This window comes from Thermohalobaculum xanthum (assembly GCF_016623495.1).
GTDB classification, from domain to species: domain Bacteria; phylum Pseudomonadota; class Alphaproteobacteria; order Rhodobacterales; family Rhodobacteraceae; genus Thermohalobaculum; species Thermohalobaculum xanthum.
The window spans coordinates 237,596-255,546 of record NZ_JAEHHL010000001.1; the positions used below are offsets into that span (position 1 = coordinate 237,596).

The 17,951-nt window shown below is 65.2% G+C and carries 15 protein-coding genes; 12 read left to right on the plus strand and 3 right to left on the minus strand.

Annotation, left to right across the window (positions count from 1 at the left end):
• Position 1: 1 nt before the first annotated feature.
• The 7 genes from nuoL (at position 2) to H0I76_RS01205 (ending at position 8,545) form a co-directional block, all read left to right on the plus strand.
• The gene (gene nuoL / locus H0I76_RS01175) at positions 2-1,966 is read left to right on the plus strand and encodes an NADH-quinone oxidoreductase subunit L (protein WP_200605906.1); all 1,965 of its coding nucleotides are present in this window, start codon (positions 2-4) and stop codon (positions 1,964-1,966) included.
• Positions 1,966-3,504 (plus strand): NADH-quinone oxidoreductase subunit M, encoded by a 1,539-nt coding sequence (locus tag H0I76_RS01180; RefSeq protein ID WP_200605913.1) that lies wholly within the window; start codon positions 1,966-1,968, stop codon positions 3,502-3,504. The genes nuoL and H0I76_RS01180 overlap by 1 nt, the downstream gene beginning before the upstream one ends.
• Positions 3,505-3,520: 16 nt before the next feature.
• Positions 3,521-4,966, plus strand: coding sequence for an NADH-quinone oxidoreductase subunit NuoN (gene nuoN / locus H0I76_RS01185; RefSeq protein ID WP_407704237.1), 1,446 nt, complete (start codon positions 3,521-3,523; stop codon positions 4,964-4,966).
• A 23-nt stretch (positions 4,967-4,989) separates the two neighbouring features.
• Entirely contained in the window at positions 4,990-5,733 is a 744-nt protein-coding gene (locus H0I76_RS01190) for a biotin--[acetyl-CoA-carboxylase] ligase (protein WP_200605925.1), read from the plus strand.
• An 18-nt stretch (positions 5,734-5,751) separates the two neighbouring features.
• Positions 5,752-6,537, plus strand: a complete 786-nt coding sequence (locus H0I76_RS01195) for a type III pantothenate kinase (RefSeq protein ID WP_200605928.1) — start codon at positions 5,752-5,754, stop codon at positions 6,535-6,537.
• The gene (locus H0I76_RS01200; RefSeq protein ID WP_200605931.1) at positions 6,534-8,219 is read left to right on the plus strand and encodes a ribonuclease J; all 1,686 of its coding nucleotides are present in this window, start codon (positions 6,534-6,536) and stop codon (positions 8,217-8,219) included. Before H0I76_RS01195 ends, H0I76_RS01200 begins: the two co-directional genes overlap by 4 nt.
• Before the next feature lie 167 nt (positions 8,220-8,386).
• Complete coding sequence (locus tag H0I76_RS01205; RefSeq protein ID WP_200605934.1) at positions 8,387-8,545, plus strand: hypothetical protein; 159 nt, start codon at positions 8,387-8,389, stop codon at positions 8,543-8,545.
• Between the two features lie 150 nt (positions 8,546-8,695).
• Here the strand turns inward: H0I76_RS01205 and H0I76_RS01210 are convergent, their stop codons facing one another.
• The 3 genes from H0I76_RS01210 to H0I76_RS01220 all read right to left on the minus strand — a co-directional run bounded on the left by H0I76_RS01210 (position 8,696) and on the right by H0I76_RS01220 (position 13,990).
• On the minus strand, positions 8,696-10,195 hold the full coding sequence (locus H0I76_RS01210; RefSeq protein ID WP_200605937.1) for a DEAD/DEAH box helicase: 1,500 nt from the start codon (positions 10,193-10,195) through the stop codon (positions 8,696-8,698).
• 222 nt (positions 10,196-10,417) lie between these two features.
• Positions 10,418-12,280 carry a creatininase family protein gene (locus H0I76_RS01215; protein ID WP_200605939.1) on the minus strand — a complete coding sequence of 621 codons (1,863 nt, stop codon included), beginning with the start codon at positions 12,278-12,280 and terminating at the stop codon, positions 10,418-10,420.
• 102 nt (positions 12,281-12,382) lie between these two features.
• Positions 12,383-13,990 (minus strand): peptide chain release factor 3, encoded by a 1,608-nt coding sequence (locus tag H0I76_RS01220; protein ID WP_200607750.1) that lies wholly within the window; start codon positions 13,988-13,990, stop codon positions 12,383-12,385.
• Between the two features lie 157 nt (positions 13,991-14,147).
• Between H0I76_RS01220 and H0I76_RS01225 the strand changes: the two genes are divergently transcribed.
• The 5 genes from H0I76_RS01225 to H0I76_RS01245 all read left to right on the plus strand — a co-directional run bounded on the left by H0I76_RS01225 (position 14,148) and on the right by H0I76_RS01245 (position 17,879).
• Positions 14,148-15,311 (plus strand): ABC transporter ATP-binding protein, encoded by a 1,164-nt coding sequence (locus tag H0I76_RS01225; RefSeq protein ID WP_407704238.1) that lies wholly within the window; start codon positions 14,148-14,150, stop codon positions 15,309-15,311.
• Positions 15,312-15,479: 168 nt separating this feature from the next.
• A complete protein-coding gene (locus H0I76_RS01230) occupies positions 15,480-15,704 on the plus strand; it encodes a twin-arginine translocase TatA/TatE family subunit (protein ID WP_200605946.1) in 225 nt (74 codons plus the stop codon).
• 24 nt (positions 15,705-15,728) lie between these two features.
• Complete coding sequence (tatB, locus tag H0I76_RS01235; RefSeq protein ID WP_200605949.1) at positions 15,729-16,163, plus strand: Sec-independent protein translocase protein TatB; 435 nt, start codon at positions 15,729-15,731, stop codon at positions 16,161-16,163.
• Positions 16,164-16,176: 13 nt separating this feature from the next.
• A complete protein-coding gene (tatC, locus tag H0I76_RS01240; RefSeq protein WP_200605958.1) occupies positions 16,177-17,031 on the plus strand; it encodes a twin-arginine translocase subunit TatC in 855 nt (284 codons plus the stop codon).
• Positions 17,028-17,879 carry an ATP-binding protein gene (locus H0I76_RS01245; RefSeq protein WP_325166133.1) on the plus strand — a complete coding sequence of 284 codons (852 nt, stop codon included), beginning with the start codon at positions 17,028-17,030 and terminating at the stop codon, positions 17,877-17,879. Before tatC ends, H0I76_RS01245 begins: the two co-directional genes overlap by 4 nt.
• Positions 17,880-17,951: the final 72 nt, after the last annotated feature.

The window sequence follows — 17,951 nt, forward strand, 5'->3', positions numbered from 1 at the left end:
GATGTATACGGCCATCCTTCTCCTGCCGCTCGCAGGCGCGGTGATCGCGGGCTTCTTCCACCGCTTCACCGGCGAGAAGTTCGCGATGTACCTGACGACGGGCATCCTCTTCTTCTGCGCCATCCTGTCATGGATCGCCTTCCTGAGTGGTCACGGCGAGCACGGCGACACGGTCACGCTATTCACCTGGATTGCCTCGGGCGATCTGGCGGTGGACTGGGCCATCCGCGTGGACACGCTGACCCATGTGATGCTGGTGGTGGTGACCTCAGTCTCCTCGCTCGTGCACCTCTACTCGATCGGCTACATGGACGAGGACGACGCGAAGCCCCGCTTCTTCGCCTATCTCAGCTTCTTCACCTTCGCGATGCTGGCGCTGGTGACCGGCGACAACCTTCTGCAGATCTTCTTCGGCTGGGAAGGGGTCGGCGTCGCGTCCTATCTGCTGATCGGCTTCTGGTTCAAGAAGGCCTCGGCCAACGCCGCCGCGATCAAGGCTTTCGTGGTCAACCGCGTCGGCGACTTCGGCTTCCTGCTCGGGCTCTTCATGGTGTTCTGGCTGGTGGGCTCGATCGAACTCGACGACGTCTTTGCGGCCGCGCCGGCGCTGGCCGAGCAGACCGTCGGCTTCCTCGGGATGGAGCTCAACGCCGCCGAGACGATTGCGACGCTGCTCTTCATCGGAGCCATGGGCAAGTCGGCGCAGCTGTTCCTGCACACGTGGCTGCCCGACGCGATGGAGGGCCCGACGCCAGTGTCGGCGCTGATCCACGCCGCAACCATGGTGACGGCCGGCGTCTTCCTCGTCTGCCGCATGTCGCCCGTGATGGAATACGCGCCTGACGCCCTGTTCCTGGTGACGGTTGTTGGCGCCTCGACCGCGTTCTTCGCGGCGACGGTCGGCCTCGTTCAGAACGACATCAAGCGGGTCATCGCCTATTCGACCTGCTCGCAGCTGGGCTACATGTTCGCGGCCGCAGGCGTGGGCGCCTACGAGGCGGCGATGTTCCACCTGTTTACCCACGCCTTCTTCAAGGCGCTCCTGTTCCTTGGCGCCGGCTCGGTGATCCATGCCATGCATCACGAGCAGGACATGCGGAAGATGGGCGGTCTCAAGGCCAAGATCCCAGTGACCTACGCGATGATGCTGGCGGGAACGCTGGCGATCACGGGTGTCGGCGTGCCGTTGCTCACGATCCTCAGCACGCCCATCGGCTTTGCGGGCTTCCTTTCGAAGGACGTGATCGTCGAGACGACCTTTGCCGCTCACTCGTCGGCAGGAATGTATGCCTTCTGGCTGCTGGTGGCGTCGGCCTGCATGACCTCGTTCTACTCGTGGCGCCTGATCTTCATGACGTTCCACGGCGAGACGCGGGCCGATCATCACACCTACGATCACGCGCATGAAAGCCCGAACGTGATGATGATTCCGCTTTACGTGCTCGCGGCTGGCGCGGTGCTCGCGGGGATGTTCTGGTATCCGGAATTCGTCGGCCATCACGAGGGCGCGTTCTGGGGCCCGTCGATCTTCAACAGCGCCGACAACCATGTGCTGCACGATGCCCATGACGTTCCGGTCTGGGTCAAGGTCTCCCCGTTCATCGCGATGCTCGTCGGGCTCGGCACGGCGTGGCTGATGTATATCCGCGCGCCGCATCTGCCGGCCGAGTTGGCGGAGCGTCACCAGCCGCTCTACCAGTTCCTGCTCAACAAGTGGTATTTCGACGAGATCTACGACTTCCTTCTGGTGCGGCCGGCCAAATGGATCGGTTACACGCTCTGGAAGAAGGGTGACGGCGGAACCATCGACGGCATCATCAACGGCATAGCCTTCTCGATCATTCCGCGGCTGACGCGGTTCGCGGGGCGGGTGCAGTCGGGCTTCGTCTTCCACTACGCCTTCGCGATGCTCATCGGCGTCTCGCTCCTCATCACCTGGTTCGCGATCTCCGGAGGGGCACACTGATGTCGAACCTTCTCTCCATGATCACCTTCGTGCCCCTCGGCGGGGCACTGGCGCTCGTGCTCCTGCTGCGTGGCGACGACGCGGCGACGGCGCTGAACGCCAAGCGCCTTGCGCTCTTCGTGACGCTGTTCACCTTCGCGCTCTCGCTCGGTGTGCTGAGCGGGTTCGACCCGTCGGCGCCCGGTTTCCAGTTCGTCGAGGAAGGGGCGTGGATCGCGGGCCTGACCTACAAGATGGGCGTGGACGGGCTGAGCCTGCCCTTCGTGATGCTGACCACCTTCTTCTTCCCGCTGACGATCCTCGCCTCGTGGCAGGTCGAGCACCGGGTCAAGGAGTACATGGTGGCGTTCCTCGTGCTCGAGTCGCTGATCATCGGCGTCTTCACCTCGCTCGACCTCGTGCTCTTCTACCTGTTCTTCGAGGGCGGCCTGATCCCGATGTTCCTGATCATCGGGATCTGGGGTGGAAAGGAGCGGATCTACGCGGCGTTCAAGTTCTTCCTGTACACGCTGCTCGGCTCGCTCCTGATGCTCGTCGCGATGATCTACATGTACTTCGACGCGCAGACGACCGACATCACCCGCCTGCTGGCGCACCAGTTCGACTTCGGCACGATCGAACTCATGGGCTGGCAGATCGTCGGTGGCGCGCAAACGCTGATGTGGCTCGCCTTCTTCGCGTCCTTCGCGGTCAAGATGCCGATGTGGCCGGTGCATACCTGGCTTCCCGACGCCCACGTGCAGGCGCCGACGGCGGGCTCGGTCATTCTGGCGGCGATCCTGCTGAAGATGGGCGGCTACGGCTTCCTGAGATTCAGCCTGCCGATGTTCCCGGTCGCATCCGAGATCATGCAGGACTTCGTCTTCGTCCTCAGCGTCATCGCGATCATCTACACCTCGCTGGTCGCGCTGATGCAGGACGATATAAAGAAGCTGATCGCATACTCGTCGGTCGCGCATATGGGCTTCGTGACCATGGGCATTTTCGCCGCGAACCAGCAGGGTATCGACGGCGCAATGTTCCAGATGATCAGCCACGGCTTCATCTCGGGCGCGTTGTTCCTTTGCGTCGGCGTGATCTATGACCGGATGCATACGCGCGAGATCGCGGCCTATGGCGGGCTCGCCAACCGGATGCCGATCTACGCCACGGTGATGATGCTGTTTACCATGGGCAATGTCGGCTTGCCTGGCACGTCGGGCTTCGTGGGCGAGTTCCTGACGATGGCGGGAACCTTCCAGGTCTCGACCTGGGCGGCATTCGGCGCGGCGACCGGCGTGATCCTGTCCGCGGCTTATGCGCTCTGGCTCTACCGGCGTGTCGTGTTCGGCGACCTGATCAAGCAGAGCCTGCAGACCATCAGCGACATGGACCGTCGCGAGACCATTGTGCTTGCGCCGCTGGTGTTCTTCACGATCCTGCTTGGCGTCTATCCGTCGCTCGCAATCGATCTTTTTTCGCCGGCCGTCGAGTCGCTGCTCGAGGGCGTTCGCACCGCCCAGTCGGCGGCCGACGCGATCCAGCTTGCCCTGAAGTGACCGGGAGACCATGACGATGAATTCCGATTTCGCGTTGGTCGTGCCCGAGATCCTGATGGCTGCGGGCGCCATGCTTCTTCTGATGGTCGGCGCCTATGGCGGGGAGGAGCGGCAGAGGAACCTGATCACCTGGGCCTCGGCCGGGCTCATGGCGCTGGTAGCGGCGATCGTGGCGACGCGTGGCGGTGCCGAGGCGACCGCCTTTGGCGGCGCCTTCGTCGATGACGGCTTCGCGCGCTTCACCAAGGTCCTGATCCTGACGAGTTCGGCACTGATGCTCGTCATCGGGAAGGAATACCTCGAGCGGCGCGGGATCCTGCGCTTCGAGTACCCGATCCTGATCGTCCTCGCGACGCTCGGCATGATGATGATGGTGTCGTCGGGCGGGCTGATCGCGCTCTACATGGGGCTCGAGCTTCAGTCGCTCTCGCTCTATGTCGTCGCGGCCTTCAACCGTGACAGCGCCCGCTCGACCGAGGCCGGACTGAAGTATTTCGTCCTCGGCGCGCTCTCATCGGGCATGCTGCTCTACGGCGCCTCGCTGGTCTATGGCTACTCGGGCTCGACGAGTTTCTCGGCAATCGCGGAAGTCATCGCCGATGATGGTGTCTCGCTCGGTTTGACTTTCGGGCTCGTGTTCATCTGCGCCGGGCTTGCGTTCAAGATCTCGGCGGTGCCGTTCCACATGTGGACGCCGGACGTCTACGAAGGCGCCCCGACCCCGGTGACCGCGTTCTTCGCCACGGCCCCCAAGGTCGCGGCCGGTGCGCTGTTCGCGCGTGCGCTTTATGACGGGTTTGGCAACGCCGTGGCGGACTGGCAGCAGATCCTGGTGTTCATCTCGATTGCGTCGATGTTCCTAGGCTCGATCGCGGCGATCGGCCAGAGCAATCTCAAGCGACTGCTCGCCTACTCGTCGATCGGACACATGGGATTCGCGCTGGTGGGCCTTGCGGCCGGCACACAGGCCGGAGCGGAGTCGCTGCTGACCTACCTGGTGATCTACGTGATCATGAACATCGGCACCTTTGCCTTCATCCTGTCGATGGAGCGCGACGGCAAGCCGGTGGTGCAGATCTCGGACCTTGCCGGGCTTGCCGAGACGCGGCCTGCCCAGGCGCTCGCGCTTGGCGTCCTGATGTTCTCGCTGGCTGGAATCCCGCCGATGGTCGGCTTCTTCGCCAAGTTCTTCGTGTTCAAGGCGGCCGTCGATGCGGGCCTCGCGCCCCTTGCGGTCGCGGGCGCCGTCGCTTCGGTCATCGGTGCGTATTATTACCTCAACATCGTGCGCGTGATGTATCTCTCGCAGGCAGAGCGGCCTCTCGAAATCCGGACCAACCTGATCGGTCAGGGCGCTCTGGGCCTCTCGGCCCTGGTGATGGCCGCCGGGTGGCTGCCGATCTTCGATGGCTTCGGTCTTCCGGAGATGGCCGCGGCCGCGGCCCAGTCGCTGCTTCGCTGATCGACGGGGCGGAGCGATGCGGGGTGAATAGCTGGCCCGAGGGCGTCGAGAGGGTCGTTCTCGCGGAGATCGACTCGACCAACGCGGAAGCCCAGCGCCGCGCGGCATCGGTCTTCGCCCCCACATGGATCGCGGCGCGCCGCCAGATCGCGGGGCGGGGACGGAGCGGCCGGGCCTGGGCCTCGCCCGAGGGAAACCTCGCCGCTACGCTTTTGCTGCGCCGTGACGAGCCGCCGGCCGCCAAGGCCCGTCTGTCGTTCCATGCCGCACTGGCGGTTGCCGACGTGATCGCGGCCCATGCGCCAGGCAAGCAGGTCACCCTGAAGTGGCCGAATGACGTCCTGCTGGATGATGCCAAGGTCTCGGGCATCCTGCTCGAGAGCTTTTCGACGCGTGCCCCTGCGGCGAACATCGCAATCGGGATAGGCATCAACCTGGCGCATTTTCCCCCGGCCACTGAAACCCGATGGCCCGCGACCTCGGTCGCGGCGACCACGGGCGTTGCGCCAGACCCTGAGGATGTGCTCGCGCATCTTGCCACTCGGATGGCGTTCTGGCTTGCCGAGGATACCGAGCGCGGCTTCGAGCCGATCCGCGCAGCCTGGCTTGCACGGGCCGCGCATCTCGGGCGCAGGATCGAGGCCCGCCTTCCCGACAGGACCCTGGGCGGGATATTCGAGGATGTGAGCCCCGATGGCGCACTGGTGCTGAGAACGGGGGCGGGTCGCGAGGTGATCTCGGCTGCCGATGTCCATCTTCCCGACTGAGCGCGAAAGGAGAGCGAGATGCTGCTCGCGATCGACGTAGGCAACACCAATACAGTCTTCGCGCTCTTCCGGGACGGCGTGAGTGTCGGCGAGTGGCGCTGCAACACCGAGAGCGTTCGCACCGCCGACCAGTACTTCGTCTGGCTCAAGCAACTGATGGAGCATGGCGGGCACGCGATGACCGACATCGATGATGTCGTGATCTCCAACGTCGCGCCCGCCACGCTGTTCAATCTTCGGGTGCTGTGCGACAGGTACTTCAACTGCCGCCCCCTCGTGGTCGGCAAACCGGGATGCCGGCTCCCGGTCGATGTTCGCGTCGACAATCCGCACGAGGTCGGCGCCGATCGCCTGGTGAACACGGTCTCCGCATTCCAGCTTTACGGTCCGGATCTGATCGTTGTGGATTTCGGAACCGCGACTACATTTGACGTTGTGGCTCATGATGGCGCCTATGTTGGCGGCGTCATTGCCCCTGGCGTGAATCTCTCTCTCGACGCGCTGCACACCGCCGCGGCCCATCTTCCGCGGGTCGACGTGACGCAGCCGCAGACGGTGCTGGGCCGGAATACGGTCGCGTGCATGCAGTCGGGCATCTTCTGGGGATACGTCGGGCTGATCGAAGGAATATGCGCGAGGCTCGCCGCGGAACGCGAGCGCAAGATGAGGGTGATCGCGACCGGAGGGCTCTCGCCCCTCTTTGCCCGCGGCACCGATGTGATCGAGGCGGTGGATCAGGACCTGACCGTGCGCGGGCTGGTGCTGATCCACAACTACAACAAGACAGGCAAGCTGAACGGATGAAAGATATTTCTGCTGGCCCGCTCGTCTACGTCGCGCTTGGCGGCGCGGGCGAGATCGGGATGAATTGCTACATGTACGGGGTGGGCGAGGGCAGCGCACGGCGCTGGATCATCGTCGATCTGGGCATCGGGTTCGGTGACATGGAAACCGCGCCGGGCGTAGAACTGGTGCTGCCCGACATCACCTTCGCGGTCGAGGAGCGATCACGCATCGACGCGATCTTTCTCACTCATGGCCACGAGGATCATATCGGCGCGCTGCCGCATCTGTGGCCCAAGCTCAAGGTGCCGGTCTACGCGCGGCCCTTCACGGCCGAGCTGGCGCGCCGGAAGCTGGCCGACCTCGGCCTCGACCCTTCCATCGTGCGCGAGGTCGAGCTTGGCGAGCACACCGAGGCGGGACCGTTCTCGGTCGAGTATCTGAATGTCACGCACTCGATACCCGAGGCATCGATGCTGGCGATCCGAACCTCGGCCGGGCTTGCGGTTCACTCGGGGGATTTCAAGCTCGACCCCGCACCGCAGATCGGCGAGCCGATGGACATGGCGCAGTTCGAAGCCCTTGGCGACGAGGGCGTCCAGGCGCTCGCCTGCGACTCGACGAACGTGTTTCTCGATGGGCAGGCCGGGTCGGAAGGCGACATCATCGGTAATCTCACGCGCCTCATCAGCGAGGCACCCCGAGCCGTTGCCGCGACGTCCTTCGCCTCGAACGTGGCGCGTCTTCGCACGCTGGCCGAGGCCGCGTCGGAAGCGGGCCGTTCGATCGTGATCGTGGGCCGCGCGATGCGCCGGATGATCGAGGTGGCGGTGCAGACCGGCCAGATCGACAATTTCCCCAAGGTGGTTCCGGACGAGGACGCGTCGTCGATCCCGCCCGAGAACGTGTTCTACCTCGTCACCGGCAGCCAGGGAGAGGGGCGGGCGGCGCTCGCGCGGATCGCGGCCGGAAACCATCCGACGGTGTCGCTGTCGGCCGGCGATCTTGTGCTGTTCTCCTCGAAGACGATCCCCGGAAACGAGGGCGGTATCTATCGCCTTTACAATCGCCTCTCCGAGCAGGGGATCAAGGTGATCGATGGTGACATGGAGCGGATCCATGTCTCGGGCCATGCCCGGCGAGGCGACCTCGAACGCATCTATGCCGCGCTCAAGCCGCGCGTCGCGGTCCCGATCCACGGCGAGCATCGGCATCTGGTCGAGCATGCGGCCTCGGCACCGGGCTGGGGTGCCGCGCATGCGATCGTCGCTCCCAACGGCTCGGTCGCCCGGCTCGACGGAAATGCCCCGGGAATCGTCGAGGAAGTCGAGACCGGACGCGTCTATCTCGATGGCACCGCGCATGTCGGGGCCTATGACGGGGTAATCCGCGAACGGCTGAAGATGGCGCGGCTTGGCGTCGTCATCGTCTCGCTGGTGACCGACGAGGAAGGCGAGCTGATCGCGGATCCCGAGATCCGTTGCCACGGCGCTCCGAAGGATGGACCGGGCTGGTCAGCGCCGCTTGCCGAGATGATCGCTCACGAAGTCGACACCGCGATGGAAAGTGCGCCGCGCAAGGCCAAGCGCACCGACAACGGGATCGAGGAGATCGTCATGCGGGCGGTCCGCAGGGTGACCAATCGCTTCTGGGGCAAGAAGCCGATGGTGAGCCTGATCATCCACCGTCTCGAGGAGGGGTGACGCGAAGGGCGCCCGCGCATGGCCGCGCGGGCGACGCAGCCGCGTCACGCGGCAAGAAACGGGGTGCCCATGCGCCCGTCGTTGACGGGCTCGCCGGCTCCGTGCTGTGATTGCCGCGAGGCGTTGACAAGCGGCGGCGAGAGAAAGGGATCGAGATGCGATCTGTGATGCTGACGGTCTTGCAGGTCTCCGTACTGGCGCTTGCATTCACGGTTTCGGGCTGCAACCTGACGTTCGAGCCCGTCAACCTGAATGCGGCCGAACGGCCCAGCGCCTGGGCCGACAATTACCGTGGCGGCCGCGTGTCTCCGCCGGCAGGCCGCTGATCCTCGAGGCGTTCTTGCTCGCGGGCCTTCGGTAACCCCATTTCGAGGGCCGCACGGGCACGCGTCATCTCCGGCGCAAAAGAGAAAGGCCTCGGCGTGGTGCCGAGGCCGATCCCGAGTTCCTGTGAAAGGCCGGATTCGGCCCTGGCGTCACGCGGCTTCGCTGTCGCTGTCCTCGTCCTGACCCTCGGTCTGCGACGACGCGCTCTTTCGCGTCGAGCGCACCGGAACCGGGCGCAACAGGAAGTCGGGCACATGATCGCCTAGCCCGACCACGGGCTTGTCGTCGCGCTTTTCGCCACGGCGACGGTCACGCTCGGGCGCGCGTCGCGGCGTCGTATCCTCGCTGCTCGGGGCAGGGGCTTCCGACTTGTTCTGCTGCTTCTGCGCGGGCGCGTCCGCGTCGTCCCCGCGCCGCTTGCGGCTGTCGCCTCCGCGCCGCCGTCGATCACGACGTTCCTCGTCGATGGTCTCGGCGGCTTCCGGCTGCTCCGGTGCCACGACGCCTTCGGGCAGCTCCCGGCGCGGGACCTGCTTGCCGATCAGCTCCTCGATCTTGTCGAGATACTTCTGGTCGTAGGGCGAGCAGATGGCCAGTGCGATCCCCTCGCGCCCGGCGCGTCCGGTGCGGCCGATCCGGTGGACGTAGTCCTCGGCGTGCATCGGCAGATCGAAGTTGAACACGTGGCTGACATTCGGGATGTCGAGCCCGCGCGCCGCCACGTCCGACGCAACCAGGATCTTGATACCGCCATCGCGGAACGCGTTGAGGGTCGCGGTGCGCACCGACTGATCCAGGTCGCCGTGCAGCGCGCCACAGTTGTAACCGTACTTCTGCAGCGACTTGAACAGGATGCCAACGTCGCGCTTGCGGTTGCAGAAGACGATCGCGTTTCGGAACTTGTCGCCCTCGCCGTCGATCATCGCGCGCAAAAGCGCCCGCTTCTCGGTGTCGGCCTTGTCGCGGCGCGAGGGCCGGAACATGCACACGCCCTGAGTGACGGTCTCGGCGGTGCTTGCCTGCCGCGCGACCTCGATCCGGATGGGGTTGTGGAGGAACTGCTCGGTCAGCCGCGTGATCTCGGGCGGCATGGTCGCCGAGAAGAACAGCGTCTGACGGGTGAACGGCGTCAGGCTGAAGATGCGCTCGATATCGGGGATGAAGCCCATGTCGAGCATCCGGTCGGCCTCGTCGACCACCATGACCTGGACGCCGGTGAGCATCAGCTTGCCGCGCTCGAAATGGTCGAGCAGGCGGCCCGGGGTCGCGATCAGAACGTCGACGCCGCGGTCGATCAGCTTGTCCTGATCCTTGAAGCTGACGCCGCCGATCAAGAGCGCCATCGTGAGCTTGTGATACTTGCCGTAGATCTCGAAGTTCTCGGCGACCTGGGCCGCCAGTTCCCGCGTGGGGCAAAGGATCAGCGAGCGCGGCATCCGGGCCCGGGCACGGCCCTTGGCCAAGAGAGAGATCATCGGAAGCGTGAAGGACGCCGTTTTGCCCGTGCCGGTTTGCGCGATGCCAAGAACATCGCGGCCCTTCAGGGCCTCGGGAATGGCCTGCGCCTGGATGGGGGTCGGGGTTTCATACCCCGCTTCCTCGACCGCCTGGAGAACCTTGGGGTCGAGCTCGAGTTCTGAGAATTTCATAGGGCTCCTTGGATGCTGGCTTGTTCGCGATTGTGCGGCTTCAGGGTGGCCGCATCATCTCGCGGCCCCGGGCACCCGGATTGGTGCCCTGCATCTCGTGGCGCCTAGATGGCGGATCGGGCGCGAAAAGTCAATGAAGCGGGGCGGAAACAGGCCCGATCGCGGCCGAAAGCCGCGAAATCCGTGCGAGTGTGCCACGTCAGTCCGGTTCGGCGAGACGGCTCAGTTGAGGATCGAGGCGCCCATCCCCTCACGGTCGCCGGCCGCGCCGCGAGGTTCGATCCCCATCTCGCGGATCTGTCTGAGCGCGGCCTCGACTTTCAGCATCAGCATCTGCTCGCCGATCTCGGCCGTCGCGCGCGACGGGGCACCGGAATATCCAGGTTCGGCACCTTCTGGCGGCTCGACCGGGCGCATGCGGACGCCCTCGCGGTTCACGGCGATCAGTTCCGACGTGTCGCGGATGCCGGCATGCGAGCCGATTTCGGCGTCGGTGAAGCCCTGGGCCCTGAGCCAGTCGATCTGACCGTTGGCGGCATAGTAGGCGCCGACATGGAGGACGCGCACGCCCTCGTCGGCCCAGGCCGCGGTGAGCCGCTGGGCGACTTCGGCCTGAGCGGCCTGGTTCCCGCCGCTGTCGCCGATGAGCAGGATGTTCCTGAAGCCATGCGCCTTGTAGCTTGCCGCCGCGGCTTCCAGAACCGACTGGAACAGGGGTTCCGGCAGGCTGAGGGTTCCGGCGAACGCCATGTGGCCCTCGCGCGTCGCGGGGTCGCCCTCGGGGACGTATGACAGGACCGGAGCGACCAATGTGCGGTCGAGCGCGCGCGCGATGCGTTCTGCCGTCTCGTGAATGATGTAGTTGTGCTTTCCGAGGATGACGTGGGGCCCGTTCTGCTCGGTTCCGCCCGTAGGGATGATCACGGTGTCGAAGCCGCGGTCCTGTGCGCGGGCAATCTCGGTCCAGGTCAGGTCCTCGAGATGCACGCTGGGGACCGCCGACGCCGCCGCGATCACCTGCCGCTGGGCGTGAAACACGAGACCATAGGCGGCAACGCACATGCCCACCGATGCCGCCATCACGATGCGCCGGCGCTTGCCGCCCTCGCGCGGTGCGATGATCTCCCAGGCATTGGCGAAGGGCTTGAGATAGAGCTCGCGCACCGACGAGAACGGGTTGGGCTCGGACCGGTTGATGCCGAAGCTCAGCTTCTCGTAGCCCTTCGGCACATAGAGCGTTCCGAACATCCAGTCCCAGAACGCGAAGACGAGGCCAAAGTTCTTGTCGAAATGCCGCACCTCGACCGAGTGGTGCGTCTGGTGCTGGGCGGGGCTGATCAGGATGAAGCTGAGCCAGCGAGGATAGCCGAGCCAGATATGCGAGTGCCGCAGGTTATAGCCGACGAGGTAGAAGACGAAGATCACCACGTTGACGCCGGCGATGGTCGTCTCCTTCGGCGGCTCGCCCGTGAGGTAGACGAAGAGCGCCAGGGCCAGCGCCACGCAGGCCGCGCCCACGATCCCCGTGAAGAACAGGTCGACAGGGTGCATGCGGTAGACCGTGACCGGCGTCAGGACCTCGGCCGAATGGTGCACCTGGTGGAACTGCCAGAGAACCTGCACCTTGTGTTGCAGGTAATGCGTTATGAACACGGCAAAATCCGCCGCCATCACGGCCGCGAGGGTGTAGAGGATCGCGGTCAGCGGCGTTGCCGGGAAGACCGGAGTTTCCGGGCGCCCGAAGATCGCGTCGAGCGTGACACCGAAGACGCCATAGAAGATGTGCGCGCCGATCAGCAGTTGCGAGACGATGCCGGCATAGATCAGGCCGTTCACCACGAAATACACGTAGTCCTGCCGGGCCGAGCGGTGGAGCCAAACCTCGCGGTCGAAGATATACCCCCAGAGCCCCTTGCTCACGCCATCGGGACGATCCGCGCCTTCCTCATGGGCCTTGAAGAAGATGTAGGTGCCCGTCGCGATGACGAAGGCCGCCAGAAGATAGAGCCAGAACACCCGTTGGCTGGGGAGAACCAGCGCTGTGAGGTGCGAGGTGGTCTGATCGATCAGGGTATCGAGAAACATGTGCCGCGGTCCGCTCGTCTGCCTGACGCAATGAAACACCAATCTGGGACCGTTTCATGGCAAAGGGCAGAATAACTGTCCTCTCAACGCGATAGCGGCGCCCTAGACGTGCGTTTCCTTGGTCGCGCTCAATCTGAGCTCCGGCCAGTCGCGCTCGACCCGGTCGATGTCCCATTGCAGCCGCGTCATGTAGACTGGGTCGCCGTCGTGGTCCGTCGCCATGTGGCCCCGGTTCGCCTTGACGAAGGCGTCGATCTTGTCCTGCGGCCCCGAGATCCAGCGGGCCGAGGTGAATTGCGTCTGCTCGAAGCGGACGGGCAGGCCGTATTCGATCTCGATGCGGCTGGCCAGCACGTCGAACTGGAGCGAGCCGACGACGCCCACGATCCAGCCCGAGCCGATGGCGGGTTTGAAAAGCTTGGCGGCGCCTTCCTCGGCGAACTGTGTGAGCGCCTTGTCGAGATGCTTGGCCTTCATCGGGTCGCCTGCCCGGACGGCCTGCAGCAACTCGGGCGCGAAGGAGGGGATGCCCGAGAAGCGCAGATCCTCGCCTTCGGTCAGCGCGTCGCCGATGCGAAGCTGCCCGTGGTTGGGGATGCCGATGATGTCGCCCGCCCAGGCGTCCTCGGCGATCTCGCGCTCGCTGGCAAGGAAGAGAACCGGGTTTGAGACCGCCATCGGCTTGCCCGCGCGGACGTGGTGCAGCTTCATGCCTCGCATGAAGTGTCCGCTGCAAAGCCTTACGAAAGCGACACGATCCCGGTGCTTCGGATCCATGTTTGCCTGCACCTTGAAGACAAAGCCCGTGACCCTCTTCTCCTCGGCGCCCACCTGGCGCGAGGCGGTCAGGCGGGGCTGAGGCGCGGGGGCGTTCTCGGCAATTCCATCCATCAACTCCTTGACGCCAAAGGAATTGATGGCCGAGCCGAACCAGATCGGGGTCATATGCCCTTCGAGGAAAGACTGTTTGTCGAAGGCCGGCAGCAATTCGCGCGCCATCTCGACTTCCTCGCGCAGCTTGCCGAGCAGCTCGGTCGGCACATGAGCCTCGATCCGCGGGTCGTCGAGGCCGTCAAGCGCGATCGACTGGCCGCGCTTGTTGCGGTCGGCCCGGTCCATCAGTTCGAGCCGGTCGTGGATCAGGTCGTAGGCGCCGAGGAAATCGCGGCCCATGCCGATCGGCCAGGACGCGGGTGCGACGTCGAGGGCCAGGCTCTCCTGGATCTCGTCGATGATCTCGAAGGTGTCGCGGCTCTCGCGGTCCATCTTGTTGCAGAAAGTCAGGATCGGCAGATCCCGCAGGCGGCAGACCTCGAACAGTTTTTTTGTCTGGCTTTCCACGCCCTTGGCGCCGTCGATTACCATGATCGCGGCGTCGACGGCGGTCAGCGTGCGGTAGGTGTCCTCCGAGAAATCCTCGTGGCCCGGCGTGTCCACCAGGTTGAACCAGTTCTTGCCGTACTCGAACGACATCGCCGAGGCCGAGACCGAGATCCCGCGCTCCTGCTCGAGCTTCATGAAGTCCGACCGTGTCCGTCGTGCCTCACCCTTGGCACGGACCTGGCCCGCCATCTGGATCGCGCCTCCGAACAGCAGCAGCTTTTCGGTCAGCGTCGTCTTGCCCGCATCGGGATGCGAGATGATTGCGAAGGTCCGTCGCCGCGCGATCTCGGGCGGCAGGACGGGGGCATTTGATCCATGGTCGCGCATGGCGCGCCGTATAGCCCGGCGCCGCGCCGAGGTGAAGGGCGAAGCGGCATGGGTGGTGCGCCTCACTGTCTCGCCCCGCGGTGCAGGCCTTGTCAGCCTTGGGGCGGCTTGTTACCTGTGACTTGATGCGAGCCTGACAAAATTGCTCGGGATGGGTATGCCGGCTGGAAAGAACGTCGTGCACGTGATCGAAGGGGGCAAGCCGCCGCCGCGGCTCGCGCTCGACGGTATTTGCGTGAATTTCGATGGCGTTCCCGCCGTTCAGGACCTGACGCTTGATGTCGGGGCGGGCGAGTTGGTGTGCCTTCTGGGCCCATCGGGTTGCGGAAAATCCACGACCTTGCGTGTCGCAGCCGGTGTCGAGCGCCAGACCAGCGGTCGGGTTTTTGTCGACGGCTCGGTGGTGTCCGACGAGCGCGTCCACGCTCCGCCCGAGGCACGGTCGGTTGGCCTCATGTTCCAGGATTTCGCGCTGTTTCCCCATCTGACGGTGGCGGAAAATGTCGGTTTCGGGCTGCGCAAGGGCGTGGGCGCTGCCGAACGTGCGGCGACGGTGACCGATTACCTGCGGCGTGTAGGTCTTTCGGGATACGAGCGAAAGTATCCCCACCAGCTTTCGGGCGGAGAACAGCAGCGCGTGGCCCTGGCGCGCGCGCTCGCGCCGCGGCCGCGCGTGATGCTGATGGACGAGCCCTTCTCGGGGCTGGACAACCGGCTTCGCGATGAAGTGCGCGACGAGTCGCTCTCTATCCTCAAGGAGGAGGGGGCGGGCGTCCTTCTGGTGACCCATGACCCCGACGAGGCGATGCGCATGTCCGACCGCATCGCGCTGATGCGCGAGGGACGGATCGTGCAGGTGGGCGCGGCCTATCACATCTACAATTACCCCAAGGACCGCGCGGCGGCGGCCTTCTTCTCGGATCTGAACGTGATCCACGGGGTGGTTAACGACCGCCAGACGGATACGCCTTTCGGGCTGTTCCTGACGCCCGGGCTCGTCGACGGCGCGGATGTCGAGATCATCGTACGGCCCCAGCACCTCAAGGTGACGGCGGACAAGGGGCAGGCGCCCGCGCTCAGCCCCGACGACGGGATCGCCGCCCGCGGACGCGTGGTGCGTGCCCGCTTCGTGGGCGCGCAAAGCCTCATCGAGGTCGCGATGGACCATGACGGCCAGGTGCTGCGCGCGACCGTGCCGCATGCCTGGCTGCCCGAGGCAGGGGCGCCCGTATGGTTGTCGATGCGGCGCGACCGCTGCTTCGTGTTCCCCTGCGCCCAGCAGAGCCGCGTCGCGACACCCTACGCGGCGGCGGCCGAGTAGCGGTTTCGGCAAGCATCGCCCTCGCGGATTCCGTCCGCCTCGGGCGATTGTGTCAGCACGTCAAATCAGGTCTTTCAACCGCGACGCCGAGCGAATATGTGTGTCCGGGACCGACGATCCGCGCCCGCCCGAGAGGCGGCGCATCGCAGTGACAGGGAGACGAGATTCATGGGCCTCAGCATCTGGCAAATCCTGATTGTGGTGCTGCTTCTGGTCCTGCTCTTCGGGCGCGGCAAGATTTCCGAGCTGATGGGCGACATGGCCAAGGGCATCAAGAGCTTCAAGAAAGGGATGGCCGAAGATCCCGACGAGGCTCCGAAGGTTGCCGAACAGCGCGACCAGACCATCGACGTGACGCCCAGCAAGTCGGAGCAGGGCAAGGACAACGCCTGATCGGCGGGAGGGGGAGCGCGCCCCATGTTCGACATCGGCTGGAGCGAGCTTCTCGTCATCGGCATGCTGGCGCTGATCGTGGTCGGCCCCAAGGAGCTTCCTGGGCTGCTGCGGACGGTCGGCCAGTATGTCGGCAAGGCGCGCTCGGTCGCGCGCGAGTTCCAGAGGTCGATGGAGGATGCCGCGCGCGAGGCCGACATCGGGAACCTCAAGGAGCTTCGTGACGCCAAGCGCGACCTCGACTCGATGACCCGGCTCGATTTCGCCGAGCAGGCAAAGCGCAGCAGCGCGAGCCTGGCGGCGGGCGGCAAGAGCGGTGGCACGACATCATCGGGCTCCACCAAGACCGCCGTTCCCGACAAGGCTCCGGCCGAGCCAAAGAAAGTAGCCGAGGCGCCAGCACCGGCGCCCGCGCCCGAACCGGCGGCGGCCCGGTCCGGTGGCGCAGAAGACGCCTGACACCGGATGGCAGATGACTGAAAAGCATATCGACGACAGCTCTGCGCCGCTGATCGAGCATCTGATCGAACTCCGGAGCCGCCTGATCTGGTCGCTCGTCGGTCTCGGCGGGGGCTTCGTGGTCTGCTGGATCTTCGCCGAGGACATCTACACGATCCTCACGCTGCCGTTGTGCGAAGCGCTCGAAGACCGCGGCCAGCGTTGCGGGCTGATCTTCACCGCCCTGCATGAAGCCTTCTTCACCTACCTCAAGCTCGCGCTGTTCGGCGGCTTCTGCCTAGCTTTCCCGGTGATCGCCAACCAGTTGTGGCGCTTCGTCGCGCCCGGCCTCTACACCTCCGAGCAGAAGGCGTTTCTGCCGTTTCTGGTCGCGACGCCGATCCTGTTCATCCTTGGCGGCAGCTTCGTCTACTTCCTGATCATGCCGCTCGCCATCGACTTCTTCCTGAACTTCCAGGTTCCGGGGGATGGCACGGGCGCTACGCATATCGAGTTCCTGGGCAAGGTGAACGAGTATCTCACGCTCTCCATGACCTTCATTCTTGCTTTTGGCGTGTGCTTCCAGCTGCCCGTTCTGCTGACGCTGATGGGTCGGGCGGGGCTCGTGACGGCCGATGGTCTTGCCCGCAAGCGCAAATACGCCATCGTCGGGATCGCCGCGGTCGCGGCCGTGCTGACGCCGCCCGACGTGATCAGCCAGGTTGGCCTCGGCGCGGCGGTCTATCTCCTCTACGAGATCTCGATCCATCTCGTTCGTTTCAACGAACGAAAGCGCGCGGCCGCCGCGGCCGACGAGGAGGAAGACGAGGAAGCAGGCTTGCCCGAGAGTGTCGAGTCCGCCTCCTCGACGCCGGAGAAGGACTCGTGAGCGCTGACGACGCGGTGCTGGTACGGATCGCCGAGGCGCTCGAACGGATCGCGCCTCCGCCTGCGCCGGCACCGGATTTTTCGGCCGCGGACGCGTTCGTCTGGGCGCCCGAGCCCGACCGCCTGATCCCCGTCCCCCGCGTCAACCGCGTCGAGATGGGGCTGCTGGTCGGCATCGATCGGTCGCGCGATACGCTGATGGAGAACACGCTTCGCTTCGCCCGAGGCCTGCCCGCGAACAACGCACTTCTGTGGGGCGCGCGCGGCATGGGCAAGTCGTCGCTGGTAAAGGCGGCGCATGCGCGCGCCAATGCCGAAACAGGCACGCTGCGCCTGATCGAGATCCACCGCGAGGATATCCCGAGCATCGGCCGTCTGCTCGGCCTGCTGCGCGATCAGGGCCTGCGATTCCTGGTGTTCTGCGACGACCTTTCCTTCGACAAGGACGACAGCCACTACAAGTCGCTCAAGGCGGTGCTCGACGGCGGTATTGCCGGGCGTCCCGCGAATGTCCTGTTCTACGCCACCTCGAACCGCCGCCACCTGATGCCGCGCGACATGATCGAGAACGAGCGCTCGACGGCGATCAACCCGTCGGAGGCGACCGAGGAGAAGGTCTCGCTCTCGGACCGTTTCGGGCTGTGGCTTGGCTTCCACCCCTGCACGCAGGACGAGTTCCTGGCGATGATCCGTGGCTACTGCGATCACTTCGGCATCGACATCGACGACGCGCGGCTGCGGGCCGAGGCGGTGGAATGGCGACAGTCACGCGGTGCCATGTCTGGCCGCGTGGCCTGGCAGTTCGTCCAGGACCTCGCCGGACGCGAGGGCGTGCCGCTCGACCTCTGATCGAATGCGCCGGGCCTTGGTCGGCGTGTACGGGCTCTAATGAAATGGGCGCTGCCGTTTGATCGCAGCAGC

Bases quoted from the DNA above. Each gene is read 5' to 3' on its own strand.
- nuoL (WP_200605906.1), top strand. From the start codon at position 2: ATGTATACGGCCATCCTTCTCCTGCCGCTCGCAGGCGCGGTGATCGCG.
- H0I76_RS01180 (WP_200605913.1), top strand. From the start codon at position 1,966: ATGTCGAACCTTCTCTCCATGATCACCTTCGTGCCCCTCGGCGGGGCA.
- nuoN (WP_407704237.1), top strand. From the start codon at position 3,521: ATGAATTCCGATTTCGCGTTGGTCGTGCCCGAGATCCTGATGGCTGCG.
- H0I76_RS01195 (WP_200605928.1), top strand. From the start codon at position 5,752: ATGCTGCTCGCGATCGACGTAGGCAACACCAATACAGTCTTCGCGCTC.
- H0I76_RS01200 (WP_200605931.1), top strand. From the start codon at position 6,534: ATGAAAGATATTTCTGCTGGCCCGCTCGTCTACGTCGCGCTTGGCGGC.
- H0I76_RS01205 (WP_200605934.1), top strand. From the start codon at position 8,387: ATGCTGACGGTCTTGCAGGTCTCCGTACTGGCGCTTGCATTCACGGTT.
- H0I76_RS01210 (WP_200605937.1), bottom strand. From the start codon at position 10,195: ATGAAATTCTCAGAACTCGAGCTCGACCCCAAGGTTCTCCAGGCGGTC.
- H0I76_RS01215 (WP_200605939.1), bottom strand. From the start codon at position 12,280: ATGTTTCTCGATACCCTGATCGATCAGACCACCTCGCACCTCACAGCG.
- H0I76_RS01220 (WP_200607750.1), bottom strand. From the start codon at position 13,990: ATGCGCGACCATGGATCAAATGCCCCCGTCCTGCCGCCCGAGATCGCG.
- H0I76_RS01225 (WP_407704238.1), top strand. From the start codon at position 14,148: ATGCCGGCTGGAAAGAACGTCGTGCACGTGATCGAAGGGGGCAAGCCG.
- H0I76_RS01230 (WP_200605946.1), top strand. From the start codon at position 15,480: ATGGGCCTCAGCATCTGGCAAATCCTGATTGTGGTGCTGCTTCTGGTC.
- tatB (WP_200605949.1), top strand. From the start codon at position 15,729: ATGTTCGACATCGGCTGGAGCGAGCTTCTCGTCATCGGCATGCTGGCG.
- tatC (WP_200605958.1), top strand. From the start codon at position 16,177: ATGACTGAAAAGCATATCGACGACAGCTCTGCGCCGCTGATCGAGCAT.